The sequence below is a fragment of the Amycolatopsis lexingtonensis genome (assembly GCF_014873755.1).
GTDB classification, from domain to species: Bacteria; Actinomycetota; Actinomycetes; order Mycobacteriales; family Pseudonocardiaceae; genus Amycolatopsis; species Amycolatopsis lexingtonensis.
In genome coordinates, this window is the sequence record NZ_JADBEG010000001.1 from 6,674,244 (window position 1) to 6,689,115 (window position 14,872).

Below are 14,872 nucleotides of genomic sequence, written 5' to 3' on the forward strand. Positions count from 1 at the left end.
CCACGGCCCCGCCCGCGTCGGCTACTTGATGTCGGCGTCCGCGACCACGAACAGCTCGGAGTGCGGCTTGGCGTTGCCGAAGTCCCCGTGCGGCCACGACTTGCGGTTGAAGTTGATGCCGACCTGGCCGGTGAACTCGTCCCGGAAGTTCGGGTCGACCGACACCTTCCCGTCCGGGCCGAGGTTCAGCAGGTTGACCTTGTGGTCACCGTCCAAACCGGACCGGGCGACGAAGTAGTTCGACACCGCGAGGTGCTGCGGCGACGTGGTTTCGTGGTAGAAACCGTCGCTGCCGAGCGCCCAGTTGTCGTAGGCGCCCCAGTGCGGGCCCGCGCCCGGCGTGCCGGGGTTGATCGGGGCCGCGCCGACGACGGTCGGCAGGTCGCCGCCCCCGCCCTGCTGCGCCTTCGCCTTGGTGTCGACCCGGCCCTGGATGTCCTCGATCCGGTCGCCGGCGTTGACCAGCTTCTGGATGTCGAGGACGTAGACGCCGCCGGTGGTGCCGGGGTCGTCGGCCCAGAGGGTGCCCTTCTGCCGCCCGACGATCGCGCGGTAGAGGTACTTGTCGTCCGGGCTCGTCTGGATCCAGCCGCCGTTGGAGCTGGCGCCGTTCGAATCGTTGTTCGCGTAGATGGACTTGTTCGCGGCGCCGTCGTCGAACACCTCGATCCAGTGCGGCTCGGCCGCGGTGATGTCCGGCGTGTAGAACACCGCGCCGCCCTGCATGGTCTGGGCGAACGCGCCCTTGTGACCCGGCAGGTTGGTCACCGTGGTCTCCATGACCGCGCGGCTCTCGGCGTGCAGCGGGTCGGCGGGATCGGCGCGCGGGCCGTCGGCCAGGTACGACACCGACTTGAGCTTCGGGTGGTTGCGGTCGGAGATGTCCCAGGTCCGCACGGTCGGCCGGCGCAGGTACGGCGACGGCTGCTTCACCGGGTCGAGGATGATGTTGCGCGGCTCGGCGTAGTCGCTCGTGACGAGCGTGTTCAGGTCCTCGCGCGCCTGGATGCCGTGCGGGTTGGCGCAGGTCGGCGTGCCCAGCTGCGGCAGGTTGTCGCAGAGCTTCTTGTTGTCGCCCTGCGGGGTCGCCGCCGGGGACTCCGAGAGCACCTGCGCGTTCTGTCCGAAGTGGACGACTTCGCCGGGGCTGCCCGCGAAGCCGTTGCCGATCTGCGTGGAGCCGTCGGCGTAGGCGTGCGGGCCGGGGACGACCGGGCCGCCCATGTAGGTGCCATACGCGGTGCCGTCCTTGAGCACCCAGTAGGCGTCCGGGACACTTCCGCCGAGCGTGTTGGTCGGCAGGCTGACACCCTTGAGCTTCAGCTGCGGCAACGCGCTGACGTCGAAGGCGTACGTCGCGGCGGCGAACAGCGCGCCGGCGTAGATGGTGTCGCCCTTGTGCCACACGTACTGCATGTGGTGCGGCTCGTTCTCGACGAGCGGCCCGACGGTGGCGGTGTTGACGACCTTGCCGTACGTCGGCGAACCCTGCGTCGCGTCGATGACGGCGAGGAAGTCCGGGCCGGGCAACGCGTTCTTGACCTTGTTGAGCCCGCCGCCGAGCGTGCCCGGCAGGTTCTTGACGTCCTTGACGAGCGTGTCGGCGATGTTCTCGTCACCGGCCCAGACGAGCAGCCACTTCTTGGGCGTGCCGGCCGCCGAGCGCGCGAGATCCTTGGTCACCAGGTGGTTCTGCACCCAGTACTGCTTGCCGTCGGACGCGGTCTTCGCGTCGGTGACGGTCTGGACGTCGGCGTAGGCGCCGGTGGACGAACCGGTGTACGTGACCGCACCGGCCGCGAGGGCGAGAGCCGCGGCGCCGGTCACCACCTTTCGCCACCGGCCCGGACGCGACGGAGTTGATCGCATGGTTCTCCCTATTCTGGGCAGACGGAAACCGTTGGGACACAACGGAAAGCTGACGTCAGCAGACCTGAACGGGATATTCGCCCCAAGCGGGCGACGGGTCCAGCCGTGATCAAAGAATGAGAACGAACCCGAACGGGTTAATCTCCCACGACGTGGGCCGAGTTGACGCGGCTCACTAGGCCGAATGGGTGAGCAGGGTATCTAGACCAACCGGCGGTGTCACGGTTGGTCACAATGGCGCAGCCCCGGCGCCTGAACGCCGGGGCTGCTCGTTATTCATTCGTTATGTAGTGCCGGGAACTTCGCTCAGAGTTTGGCGCCGCAATCCGAGCAGAACAGCGCTCCCGGCTTGTTGCCCTCGCTCCCGCAGCCGCCGCAGCCGACCTTCAAAGCCAGGGAAGTACCGCAGGACGAGCAGAACTTGCCGCCGTCGGCCTTGAGACCGCAGCCGGGGCAGGTGACCTTGGCACGGGTGTCGAGGTCGAGGTCGGTGGTCCAGTCCTTTTCGCGGGCCTTGTCCCAGATCTGGTCGCGCTGGGCCGACGCCTGGGCGCGCGAGATCTCCTCCGCGACGCTCGGCGAGCAGCGCAGGCACTGGCCGATCTCCTCGTTCCAGCACTGGTCGTGGCACATCCAGTCGCCGCAGCCACGGCACTGCCGGAAGCTCGGCGTGATCTCCTGGACGGCGGCGGCCAGCGCCTTGTCCTTGGCCGGCGAGTTCGTCGCGCGGTCGTACCGCCACTGGTCGGCGGAGTTGCTCAGGTCGCGCAGCGTGCCGCCGAAGAACGAGCCGACGGCGCGAAGCACGCTTCGCCCGGTCTCGACGTTGTCGCGCTGGAACGCGGAGCGGAAGCCGTTCCCGCAGCGCTCGCAGCGGAACTCGAACTGGTACCCCTGCGTGTTGGAGAGGTCCGCGAAGTTGTCCGTGAAGGGCACAGAGTCAGCCACGGCCCATCTTCGCCACCCGGCCGCGGCGCCGGGGACGAGAGATTTGCCGACAACGACGCGGCTACCAGCCGTTACGGGATGCCGGCAGGGCCAACGGAAGCAGCGCCAGAACGCCGCCGACGACCGCCACGAGCGAGTACCCACCACCGGCAAACAGCTGTCCGGACCCCAAACCGGCCAAAGCGGACGCTGACCAGACGACCGCGTCGACGGTGCTGCCGACGCAGTTCGAAGGCCGGCCGGTGCAGCCGCCGTCCGACGACTTCGTCCGCGCGACGACGTCGGAAGGCTGGTCGTGACCGGTCTGGCGGCTGCGCGGCCGGGGCTCGGCTGATAGACGAGAGGGATGCCGATCTTCCGCGTCTTCGCCGTCGCCCTCGCCGCCTTGGCCGGGGTCGCCGTCCCCGCTCCCGCCCGGGCCGCCCCGGCCGCCGAGTTCGTCGCGCTGTCCGACGTGGCGCCGTCGATCCGGCAGGACATCCGCTACGCGACCCGGCACAACTTCGTCGGGCAGCGGATCGACGGCTACCTCGAGCCCACCTGCATCCTGACCCGCCAGGCGGCCGACGGCCTGCGGCAGGTCCAGGCGCAGGTGCTCCGGCAGGGCTACACGCTCAAGGTGTACGACTGCTACCGCCCGCAGCGCGCGGTCGACCACTTCGTGCGGTGGGCGAAGGACCTCGCCGACGAGAAGATGAAGGCGGAGTTCTACCCGAACGTCGAGAAGGACCGGCTGTTCGAAGACGGGTACATCGCGGAGAAGTCCGGCCACAGCCGCGGCAGCACGATGGACCTCACGCTGGTGAAGCTCCCGCCGCGCCACCAGCGGCCGTACGTTCCCGGCGAGCCGCTGAAGCCGTGCTTCGCGCCGCAGGACCAGCGGTTCCCGGACAACATGGTCGACATGGGCACGGGCTACGACTGCTTCGACCCGCTGGCCCACACGGACAACCCGGCGATCACGGGGGTGGCGCGGACGAACCGCGACGTACTGCGGAACGCGATGACGGCGGCGGGCTTCCGCAACCTGCCCGAGGAGTGGTGGCACTACACGCTGAACGGCGAGCCGTTCCCGGACACGTACTTCGACTTCCCGGTGGCCCGCTGCAGCCTGCGGTGAACGGCGCCCCCGGTCCACTGTGGACCGGGGGCGCCGCACCGCCGGGACGTCAGCAGTCCGCGGGGTTGACCGGCACCTCCGGCGGCGGCGCGTCGCCTTCCTCGGCGGCGATCCGGTACGCGTAGTGGTTCGACGGCGGACCCTGGACCGCGATCCCGGTCGGGTTCTCGTACTTGGTCCTCCAGCCCGCCGGGGTCAGGAAGTACAGCCGGTACTCGGGGCCCGGAGCCACGTTCTCGAAGAGGAAGTGCCCGCCGGCGTCGCTGGTCTGCCGGCCCGCGACCGGGCAGTGCCGGTCGGACACCAGCACGACCTCGGTGCCGGCCAGCCCCTGCGCGATCCCGCCTCGGTCGTCGAGCACCCCGATGCTGCCCTCGACGACGGCCTGCCCTCCCGGCACCGCGGCCTCGGCGCGGGCGTTCGCGTGGTTGTCGATGTCGACTTCGCTGTACCCGAAGTCGCCGCGGTTCCACACGAGATCACCCCACCCGGGGCCGGTCGCGTTCAGCAGGTGACCGTCGCCGACGCGGTTGCACGCGGCCACGATGCCGGTGAGCGGGGTCGGGCCCGAGTTCGCCAGCGTCACGGTGAGGTGGGCCAGGTCGCCCGGCTGGTAGCTGTCCTGGGTGAACGCCAGCGACGCGGTCAGCGCGCCGTTCAACGGCGGCGCGCCGCCGTACGAGCAGGTCCGACATGTCCGCCGCGATCCGGAGGGTCTGCCACGGGACCAGCCAGCCGTCGACGACCTCGCCGCCGAGGGTGTAGTCCCCGGCCGGGAGGTCGAAGGTGAACTTCCCTTCCCCGTCGCTCGTGGCCGCGTAGGTCCTGGTGTTGTGGACGTACCGCAGGGTGAGCGTGGTACCGGGGAGCGGTTCGCCGCCGTCGAGGGCGCCGTTGCCGTTGCGGTCGGCGTATCAGACGCCCGTCGCGCGGCCGGGCACCTTCGTGACCGGCACCCGGGAGTCGAACGAACCGACCCCGAACCCGGTCCCGTCGAACACCCGGCCGCGCAGGGCCGTCGTGGTCTGCTCGGGGTCCCGGACCTGGCCGGACACCGTCAGCTCGAACGACCCGCCGGCCTCGATCGTCAGTCCTGGCCGGTTTTCGAGCGCGCCCCAGCCGCCGTAGGGGACGAACAGGTCGATCGGGTCGAAGTCCTGGAAAACCGTGAGCCCGGTCGCCCGGCCGGAGCCGTTGTTCGTCAGCCTGACCGTGGCGTGGATTTCGTCGCCGGTCCCATAGGACGGCTTGTCGAACGTGATCGAAACACCGCTCCGGTCCGAAGCCGCCATCGCCGTGACGAGCGCGGCGAGCAAAACCGCCGCTCTTCGCCCGGCGGAACGCATGACAAATGAAGTGGTTTACGCGGTTCCGGCCACACGGGAAAGGCCCCCGCCGGGAAACCCGGCGAGGGCCTTTCTCATGACTCAGCTTCAGCGGAAGTCGCGGCCGAAGTCGTAGTCGTCCAGCGGAACCGCGGCACCGGTGCCCGTACCGAACACGTCCGGGGTGTAGTAGCCGTCGTCGTAGGACGGGATCGCGTAAGCCGCGACCCGCGCCTCCTCGGTCGGCTGCACCTGGATGTTGCGGTACTTGTTGATGCCCGTACCGGCCGGGATCAGCTTACCGATGATCACGTTCTCCTTGAGGCCCACGAGCTTGTCCGAACGGCCGTTGATGGCCGCGTCGGTCAGGACTCGCGTGGTCTCCTGGAACGAGGCCGCCGACAGCCACGAGTCCGTGGTGAGCGACGCCTTCGTGATACCCATCAGCACCGGACGGCCCGAAGCCGGCTCGCCGCCCTCGGCGACCGCGGCCCGGTTCGTCGCCTCGAACTTGGTCCGCTCGGGCAGCTCGCCCGGGAGGAAGTCCGTGGCACCGGAGTCGATGATCGTCACGCGGCGCAGCATCTGCCGCACAATGACCTCGATGTGCTTGTCGTGGATCGACACACCCTGCGCCCGGTACACCTTCTGGACCTCGTCCGTCAGGTGCATCTGCGCCTCGCGCGGCCCCATGACCCGCAGGACCTCGTGCGGGTCCGGCGTGCCCTCGAGCAGCTGCTGACCGACGTTGACGTGGTCGCCGTCGCCCAGCGGGCCGTTCGGGGTGTTCGCGAGCCGCTGACGCTTGGACAGCTTGTCGAAGACGATCTCTTCGCCGCCGTCGTCCGGGATCAGCGTGATCTTCCAGAACCGCTCGCTCTCCTCGATGCGCACGCGGCCATCGACGTCGGCGATCGGCGCCTTGCCCTTCGGGACACGAGCTTCGAAGAGCTCCTGCACACGGGGCAGACCGGTCGTGATGTCGTCACCGGCGACACCACCCTGGTGGAACGTACGCATCGTCAGCTGCGTGCCCGGCTCACCGATCGACTGGGCCGCGACGATACCCACGGCCTCGCCGACGTCGACGAGCTGACCGGTCGCCATCGAGCGGCCGTAGCAGGTCGCGCAGATGCCGACGGCCGACTCGCAGGTCAGCACCGAGCGGACCTTGACCTTCGAGATGCCGCTGGAGAGCAGCTTCTCGATGGCCGGGTCGCCGATGTCGTCGCCCGCGTTCAGCACGACGTTGCCCTTGGCGTCCACCGCGTCCGTCGCGAGGTTCCGCGCGTACACGGAGGTCTCGACGTGCTGGTCGCGCAGGACCTTGCCGTCGCCGATGTCCTCGCCGATCGGCATCATGATGCCGCGGGTGGTGCCGCAGTCGATCTCGCGGACGATGACGTCCTGCGAGACGTCCACCAGACGACGGGTCAGATAACCCGAGTCGGCGGTGCGGAGCGCCGTGTCCGCCAGGCCCTTCCGGGCACCGTGCGTCGCGATGAAGTACTCCGCCACCGACAGGCCTTCACGGAAGTTGGCCTTGATCGGACGCGGGATGTACTCACCCTTCGGGTTCGACACCAGGCCACGCATACCGGCCAGCGACCGGACCTGCGTCATGTTACCGGCGGCGCCCGACTTCACGATCATGGCGATCGGGTTGTCGTCCGGCAGCGCCGTCTCCATGATCTTGTGGACCTCTTCGGTGGCCTGCGTCCACACCTTGACGAGCTCGTTGTTGCGCTCGGTGTGCGACAGCTGACCGCGCTGGTAGCGCTTCTCCACCTGGGAGGCCTTGCCCTCGTACTCGTCGAGGATGGCCTTCTTGCCCACCGGGGTGAGCACGTCCGAGATGGCGACGGTGACGCCCGAGCGGGTCGCCCAGTAGAAACCGGCGTCCTTCAGGCGGTCCAGGGTCTGCGCGACCTGGGTCATCGAGTACCGCTCGGCGAGGTCGTTCACGATCGCGGCCTGACGCTTCTTCGGCATCGGCTCGTTGATGAACGGGTAGTCCGCCGGCAGCAGCTCGTTGAACAGCACGCGGCCCAGGGTCGTCTCGGCCAGCCACGGCTTGCCCGGCTCCCAGCCCTTCTCCGCGAGCGCCGCTTCGTCAGCCTTCGCCGGCTGACGGTCGGTCACGCGGATCTTGATCGGGGCGTGCAGGCCCAGCGCCTTGCGGTCGAAGGCCATGATGGCCTCGGCCGGCGACGAGTACGCGTTGCCCGCGCCCTCGGCCTTCTCGTTGAGGCGGGTCAGGTGGAACAGACCCGTCACCATGTCCAGTCGCGGCATGGCGAGCGGACGGCCCGACGCCGGCGAGAGGATGTTGTTCGCCGACAGCATCAGGATCCGGGCCTCGGCCTGCGCCTCGGCCGACAGCGGCAGGTGCACCGCCATCTGGTCACCGTCGAAGTCCGCGTTGAACGCCTCGCAGACCAGCGGGTGCAGCTGGATGGCCTTGCCTTCGACCAGCTGCGGCTCGAAGGCCTGGATGCCGAGGCGGTGCAGCGTCGGCGCGCGGTTCAGCATCACCGGGTGGCCGGTGATGACCTCTTCCAGCACGTCCCACACCTGCGGCCGCGAGCGCTCCACCATCCGCTTGGCGGACTTGATGTTCTGCGCGTGGTTCAGGTCGACCAGCCGCTTCATGACGAACGGCTTGAACAGCTCGAGCGCCATGTCCTTCGGCAGACCGCACTGGTGCAGCTTCAGCTGCGGGCCGACGATGATGACCGAACGGCCCGAGTAGTCGACGCGCTTGCCGAGCAGGTTCTGGCGGAACCGGCCCTGCTTGCCCTTGAGGAGGTCGGACAGCGACTTCAGCGGCCGGTTGCCCGGGCCGGTGACCGGACGCCCGCGGCGGCCGTTGTCGAACAGCGCGTCGACGGCCTCCTGCAGCATCCGCTTCTCGTTGTTGACGATGATCTCGGGCGCGCCGAGGTCGATCAGCCGCTTGAGGCGGTTGTTCCGGTTGATCACCCGGCGGTACAGGTCGTTCAGGTCGGAGGTCGCGAAGCGGCCACCGTCCAGCTGCACCATCGGGCGCAGGTCCGGCGGGATGACCGGGACGGCGTCGAGCACCATGCCGCGCGGGTCGTTGCCGGTGGCCTGGAACGCCGCGACGACCTTGAGCCGCTTCAGCGCGCGGAGCTTCTTCTGCCCCTTGCCGTTGCGGATCGTGTCGCGCAGGCTCTCGGCCTCCGCGGCGACGTCGAACTCGGTGGCCAGCTTCTGGATGGCCTCCGCGCCCATGCCGCCGGTGAAGTACTCGCCGTAGCGGTCGACGAGCTCGCGGTAGAGCAGCTCGTCGGCGATCAGCTGGCGGGTGTCGAGCTTCGTGAAGGTCGTCCAGACCTCCTCGAGGCGGTCCAGCTCGCGACCGGCGCGGTCACGCAGCTGGCGCATCTCGCGCTCGCCGCCTTCCTTGACCTTGCGGCGGACGTCGGACTTGGCGCCCTCCGCCTCCAGCTCGGCCAGGTCGGCTTCCAGCTTCTGCGCGCGGGCTTCGATGTCCGCGTCGCGCTTGGTCTCGAGGTTCTTGCGCTCGACGCCGATCTCGTTCTCGAGGGTCGGCAGGTCGTTGTGGCGCAGCTCCGTGTTCACGCCGGTGATGACGTAAGCAGCGAAGTAGATGATCTTCTCGAGGTCCTTCGGCGCCAGGTCCAGCAGGTAGCCGAGGCGCGAGGGAACACCCTTGAAGTACCAGATGTGGGTGACCGGGGCGGCCAGCTCGATGTGGCCCATCCGCTCGCGGCGCACCTTGGCGCGGGTCACCTCGACGCCGCAGCGCTCACAGATGATGCCCTTGAAGCGGACGCGCTTGTACTTGCCGCAGTAGCACTCCCAGTCCCGGGTCGGACCGAAGATCTTCTCGCAGAAGAGGCCGTCCTTCTCGGGCTTGAGCGTCCGGTAGTTGATGGTCTCCGGCTTCTTGACCTCGCCGTACGACCACTGACGGATGTCGTCGGCCGTGGCGAGACCAATGCGGAGCTCATCGAAGAAGTTGACGTCCAGCACGTCTAGATCCCCTTGGGGTTGTTTCGGCTAGAGGGGTTGGCGGGCGAGGCGGGCCCCGCGGGAGGCAGGGCCCGCCTCAGCTCGCATCAGTGCACGACGTCGTCCACCGAGGGCGACTCGTTGCGGGACAGGTTGATGCCGAGGTTGGCCGCGGCGCGCTCGAGGTCCTCGTCGTCGGAGTCGCGCATCTCGATCGCCGCGCCGTCGCTGGAGAGCACCTCGACGTTGAGGCACAGCGACTGGAGCTCCTTGAGGAGCACCTTGAACGACTCCGGGATGCCCGGCTCGGGGATGTTCTCCCCCTTGACGATGGCCTCGTACACCTTCACGCGGCCGACCACGTCGTCCGACTTGATCGTCAGCAGCTCCTGCAGCGTGTAGGCGGCGCCGTACGCCTGCATCGCCCAGCACTCCATCTCACCGAAGCGCTGGCCACCGAACTGCGCCTTACCACCCAGCGGCTGCTGCGTGATCATCGAGTACGGACCGGTGGAGCGGGCGTGGATCTTGTCGTCGACCAGGTGGTGCAGCTTCAGGATGTACATGTAGCCGACGGCGACCGGGTACGGGTACGGCTCGCCGGAGCGGCCGTCGAACAGCGTGGCCTTGCCGTTCTCCTTGACCATGCGCTCGCCGTCACGGTTCGGCTTGGTCGCGCTGAGCAGCCCGGTGAGCTCCTCTTCCTTCGCGCCGTCGAACACCGGGGTGGCGGTGTTCGTGCCGGGCGCGACGTCGTAGAGCTCCTCGGACAGGTTCTTCGCCCAGTCCGGGTTGCCCTCGATCGTCCAGCCCTGCGAGGCCAGCCAGCCCAGGTGCAGCTCGAGGATCTGGCCGATGTTCATCCGTCGCGGCACACCGTGGGTGTTCAGGATGATGTCGACCGGGGTGCCGTCCTCCATGAACGGCATGTCCTCGACCGGCAGGATCTTGCCGATGACACCCTTGTTGCCGTGCCGGCCGGCGAGCTTGTCGCCCGGCTGGATCTTGCGCTTCTGGGCCACGTAGACGCGGACCAGCTCGTTGACGCCCGGGGGCAGCTCGTCGTCGTCCTCGCGCGAGAACACGCGGATGCCGATGACCTTGCCGGTCTCGCCGTGCGGCACCTTCAGCGAGGTGTCGCGGACTTCGCGGGCCTTCTCGCCGAAGATCGCGCGGAGCAGGCGCTCTTCCGGCGTCAGCTCGGTCTCGCCCTTCGGCGTGACCTTGCCGACCAGGATGTCGCCGTCGCGGACCTCGGCACCGATGCGGATGATGCCCCGCTCGTCGAGGTCGGCCAGGACCTCCTCGGAGACGTTCGGGATGTCCCGGGTGATCTCCTCGGCGCCCAGCTTGGTGTCGCGGGCGTCGATCTCGTGCTCCTCGATGTGGATCGACGTCAAGACGTCGTCCTGCACCAGGCGCTCGGAGAGGATGATCGCGTCCTCGTAGTTGTGGCCCTCCCACGGCATGACCGCGACGAGCAGGTTCTTGCCGAGCGCCATCTCACCGTTCTCGGTGGACGGGCCGTCGGCGATGACCTGACCCTGCTCGACCCGGTCGCCCTCGTTGACGATCGGGCGGTGGTTGAAGCAGGTGCCGTGGTTCGAGCGGCGGAACTTGTACAGTCCGTAGCTCTTCCGCGTGCCGTCGTCGTGCATGATCGTGATCAGGTCCGCCGAGAGCTCCTCGACGATGCCGGCCTGCTCGGCGACGAGCACGTCACCGGCGTCGACCGCGGCGCGCAGCTCCACACCCGTGCCCACGTACGGGGCCTGGTTGCGCAGCAGCGGCACGGCCTGGCGCTGCATGTTCGCACCCATCAGGGCGCGGTTCGCGTCGTCGTGCTCGAGGAACGGGATCATCGCCGTCGCGACCGAGACCATCTGCCGCGGCGAGACGTCCATGTAGTCGATGTCGAGCGGGTCGATCAGCTCGACCTCGCCACCCTTGCGGCGGGCCATGACCCGGTCTTCCACGAAGGTGCCGTCGTCCGAGATCGGCGCGTTGGCCTGGGCCTTGACGTACCGGTCCTCTTCGTCCGCGGTCAGGTAGTCGACCTGGTCGGTGACCCGGCCCTCGACGACCTTGCGGTACGGCGTCTCGATGAAGCCGAACGGGTTGACCCGCGCGTACGAGCAGAGCGAGCCGATCAGGCCGATGTTCGGGCCTTCCGGCGTCTCGATCGGGCACATGCGGCCGTAGTGCGACGGGTGGACGTCCCGGACCTCCATGCCGGCGCGCTCACGGGACAGACCACCCGGGCCGAGGGCCGAGAGACGACGCTTGTGCGTCAGGCCCGACAGCGGGTTGTTCTGGTCCATGAACTGCGACAGCTGCGAGGTGCCGAAGAACTCCTTGATCGCCGCGCCGATCGGGCGGATGTTGATCAGGGTCTGCGGCGTGATCGCCTCGACGTCCTGCGTGGTCATGCGCTCGCGCACGACGCGCTCGGTGCGGGAGAGGCCGACCCGGATCTGGTTCTGGATCAGCTCGCCGACCGTGCGCAGGCGCCGGTTGCCGAAGTGGTCGATGTCGTCGGTCTCGACCGGGATCTCGGTGCCGTTCGCGGCGTCCATCTTGTCCTCGCCGGCGTGCAGCCGGACCAGGTACTCGATGGTGGTGACGATGTCCTCTTCGGTCAGCGTCCCGGTGTCGTACGGCGTCTCGAGGCCCAGCTTCTTGTTGACCTTGTACCGGCCGACCTTGGCCAGGTCGTAGCGCTTCGCCTTGAAGAACAGGTTCTCCAGCAGGGTCTGCGCGCTCTCCTTCGTGGGCGGTTCGCCCGGGCGCAGCTTGCGGTAGATGTCGAGCAGGGCCTCGTCGGTGCCGGCGGTGTGGTCCTTCTCGAGGGTCGCCAGCAGCGTCTCCGAGAAGGAGAAGCGCTCGCGGATCGCCTCGGTGGTCCAGCCCAGCGCCTTCAGCAGGACGGTGACCGGCTGGCGGCGCTTGCGGTCGATGCGGACGCCGACGGTGTCGCGCTTGTCGACGTCGAACTCGAGCCACGCGCCGCGGCTCGGGATCACGCGGACGCTGAAGACGTCCTTGTCGGTCGTCTTGTCGACGTCCTTCGAGTAGTAGACGCCCGGCGAGCGGACCAGCTGGGACACGACGACACGCTCGGTGCCGTTGATGATGAACGTGCCCTTGTCGGTCATCACCGGGAAGTCGCCCAGGAAGACCGTCTGGCTCTTGATCTCGCCCGTGTTGTTGTTGACGAACTCGGCCGTGACGAACAGCGGCGCGGCGTAGGTCATGTCCTTGTCCTTGCACTCCTCGATCGAGGCCTTGACCTCGTCGAAGCGCGGAGCGGAGAAGGACAGGGACATCGAACCGGAGAAGTCCTCGATCGGGGAGATCTCGTTCAGGACCTCTTCGAGGCCGCCGACCGGGTTTTCTTCACCTTCTTCGACACGGCGTTCGAACCACGCTTCGTCCCCGGTGAACCACTGGAACGACTGGATCTGGACGTCGAGCAGGTTGGGAGTGCTGAGGGGTTCGCGAATCTTTGCGAAGGAAACCCGCTTGGGCGCGCCGGGGATTCCCGTGGACTCCGAGCGAGATTCAGCCGAGGTGGTCGCAGCAGTGGCCTGGTTCGCGGGAGAGACTGCCAAGATGCGTCCTTCCGGGGACAATGAGCGGTGACGGCCGCCATAGCAACAGCTATGAGCGACTGTCAAGGGTGCCGTGTGCCCACTATCCTAACTACCGGCTCCGGGCAGCCTGAAAGAGGGCAGCGCAAAGAGGCAGTCTAGCCCGAACGGCGCGGTCTGTCCAGGGGGCGCTCCCGATGGGGCCCAGCCTGCCTCGCGACGTCTTCAGGTATGCCTCCAGGCGAGCCGGTTGTCCCTCCCGCAAGGGCCGCCGGTTTCGCCGTCGGGAGTAAGCGTGAACCCAGCGGCGCCGAGAGTCAAGATGCCACACGGGGGTCGGCCCGGTTGGCGCAGCGTTGAAGAGGGTCAGCGGAGCGTAAGCGGCCGAATATCATGCAGGTTACTGGCTGGTAGCGCCAGTAAAGCGGTTCGACCTGCGGTTTTTCCACGGATTCCGTCGTTGTGGCTGTGCCGTACGCCACCCGGCACGGGCGGAGAAGTTCTCCTCGGGGCGGTTTGGAGGGTGTCGCGGAGGGCCGTTCGGAGGAGGGGTCGGGCGAGTCACAGCGGTCACTCGTGCCCCAGGCGACACGGGCGCGGAGAGGGGTCTCGCGGGGCCGTGACGGACCTCTCGGCGGTCGTTCCGGCCGCCGGTGGTCCGGGCCACCCCGGCCGGGTCGCTGAACGCCGTACAAGAGCGCCTGGGCGGCCACCGGGCTCAGCCACGCGCGAAGCGCGGAGGTCGCCCGGCCCAGGCCCACCGACGCGGCGAGGGCCCGCTCCGCTCGTCTCGTGAGCGGAGGGCCCTTCAGCGCGGACGCTCCCGCCCGAAGCTGCTTCGTCGGCGAAGGCGACGCGACCCAGAGGTCTTGAATGAGTCATTCAGGACCTCCGACGCCCTGAATGACTCATTCAAGACGCGGGCCCACGACGCGACGAAGGGCCCGCTCCGCTCATCTCGAGAGCAGAGGGGGCCCTTCAGCGCGGCTACTTGCTCGGCGAAGGCGACGCCGGCGCCGAGGACGCCGGTGCCTGGCTCGCCGCCGGGACCTTCGGCGCGTTGTACGTGTCCATGTCCGTGATCTTCCACTTGTCACCCTGCAGCTGGGCGTTCAAGTGCAGCTGGGCCGTGCCCGCCGTCGTCTTCTTCGTGTCCGTGCGGGTCGAGGTCTGGTCGACGAAGACCATCACCTTCGCCAGGTCGCCGTTCAGCATGATGACCGCCGAACGCGTCACCTTGCAGGTCACGACCATCTTCTGCTCCGGCGCGAGCCGCTTGACCTCGCCCATCAGGGAGTTGTACTTGGCGCGGACGTCGTCGTTGGCCAGCAGGTCGTTGGCCGCGTCCTCGGTCTTCTTGATGTTGTTGAAGTCGTAGGAGAACAGCGCCTCGGCCGCCTTCGACACGGAGTCCTTGACCTGCGCCGTCTTCGCGACGTCCAGCAGCGCTGTGTTGCTGGTCGCCGAGGAGACCTGGACCTCTTCGTACTTGAACCAGAACGCCAGCCCACCGAGCACCAGCGCGACGAGCACCAGCGCACCCGCCACGACGTACGGCTTCTGCACGCGCGAGCCCGCGGCCGGCTCCGCCTCCGAAGCGGTGTCCGCGACCGCGACCTCGGACTCTTCGGTCGGCTTCGCGATGCCCGTGTCGCGCTTCTTCCGGCGCGGTGCGGGGCGGGCGGGGGTCTCTTCTTCCTCGGCGACCGGCTCGCCGGTGAGCGCGTCGACCTCGGGCTCCTCCTCGGTGCCGACGGCCGCGAACACCGCGGTGTCCTCGGCGGACGGCGCCGTGTCGAGCTGGCCGGTCGTGGCTTCGAACGGCTCGGGCTTGGCGGCCGGCCGCGGTACCGGGCGCGGGGCCGGCCGGGGGCGCGGCTTGCGCGGCTCGGCGGGCACGGCGGGGAGCTGGCCGGTCCGCTCGGCGGCGGACTCGTCCGTCGACGGCTTGCGCAGACCGGCCACGCGCGGCCGGCGCGACGGCGGGGTGCTGCTGCTGCGAGGCGGCTGGCGGCGGGAGG

At 68.6% G+C, this 14,872-nt stretch carries 8 protein-coding genes; 1 reads left to right on the plus strand and 7 read right to left on the minus strand.

Features of this window, described 5'->3' with window-relative positions:
• Window positions 1–21: 21 nt before the first annotated feature.
• Both H4696_RS30380 and H4696_RS30385 read right to left on the minus strand, forming a co-directional pair.
• Entirely contained in the window at window positions 22–1,869 is a 1,848-nt protein-coding gene (locus H4696_RS30380; protein ID WP_086857718.1) for a hypothetical protein, read from the minus strand.
• Window positions 1,870–2,175: 306 nt separating this feature from the next.
• Window positions 2,176–2,817 (minus strand): zinc ribbon domain-containing protein, encoded by a 642-nt coding sequence (locus H4696_RS30385; protein WP_225955847.1) that lies wholly within the window; start codon window positions 2,815–2,817, stop codon window positions 2,176–2,178.
• Between the two features lie 346 nt (window positions 2,818–3,163).
• Between H4696_RS30385 and H4696_RS30390 the strand changes: the two genes are divergently transcribed.
• The gene (locus tag H4696_RS30390; RefSeq protein WP_086857716.1) at window positions 3,164–3,937 is read left to right on the plus strand and encodes a M15 family metallopeptidase; all 774 of its coding nucleotides are present in this window, start codon (window positions 3,164–3,166) and stop codon (window positions 3,935–3,937) included.
• Between the two features lie 49 nt (window positions 3,938–3,986).
• Here the strand turns inward: H4696_RS30390 and H4696_RS30395 are convergent, their stop codons facing one another.
• The 5 genes from H4696_RS30395 to H4696_RS30415 form a co-directional block, all read right to left on the minus strand.
• Window positions 3,987–4,598, minus strand: a complete 612-nt coding sequence (locus tag H4696_RS30395; RefSeq protein ID WP_086857715.1) for a hypothetical protein — start codon at window positions 4,596–4,598, stop codon at window positions 3,987–3,989.
• A gap of 253 nt (window positions 4,599–4,851) precedes the next feature.
• Window positions 4,852–5,283, minus strand: coding sequence for a hypothetical protein (locus H4696_RS30400; RefSeq protein ID WP_143264988.1), 432 nt, complete (start codon window positions 5,281–5,283; stop codon window positions 4,852–4,854).
• A gap of 87 nt (window positions 5,284–5,370) precedes the next feature.
• Window positions 5,371–9,282, minus strand: a complete 3,912-nt coding sequence (locus tag H4696_RS30405; RefSeq protein ID WP_192782623.1) for a DNA-directed RNA polymerase subunit beta' — start codon at window positions 9,280–9,282, stop codon at window positions 5,371–5,373.
• Window positions 9,283–9,368: 86 nt separating this feature from the next.
• Window positions 9,369–12,872 carry a DNA-directed RNA polymerase subunit beta gene (rpoB, locus tag H4696_RS30410; protein ID WP_086860672.1) on the minus strand — a complete coding sequence of 1,168 codons (3,504 nt, stop codon included), beginning with the start codon at window positions 12,870–12,872 and terminating at the stop codon, window positions 9,369–9,371.
• A gap of 966 nt (window positions 12,873–13,838) precedes the next feature.
• Entirely contained in the window at window positions 13,839–14,816 is a 978-nt protein-coding gene (locus H4696_RS30415) for a hypothetical protein (protein WP_086860674.1), read from the minus strand.
• Between the last annotated feature and the right edge of the window lie 56 nt (window positions 14,817–14,872).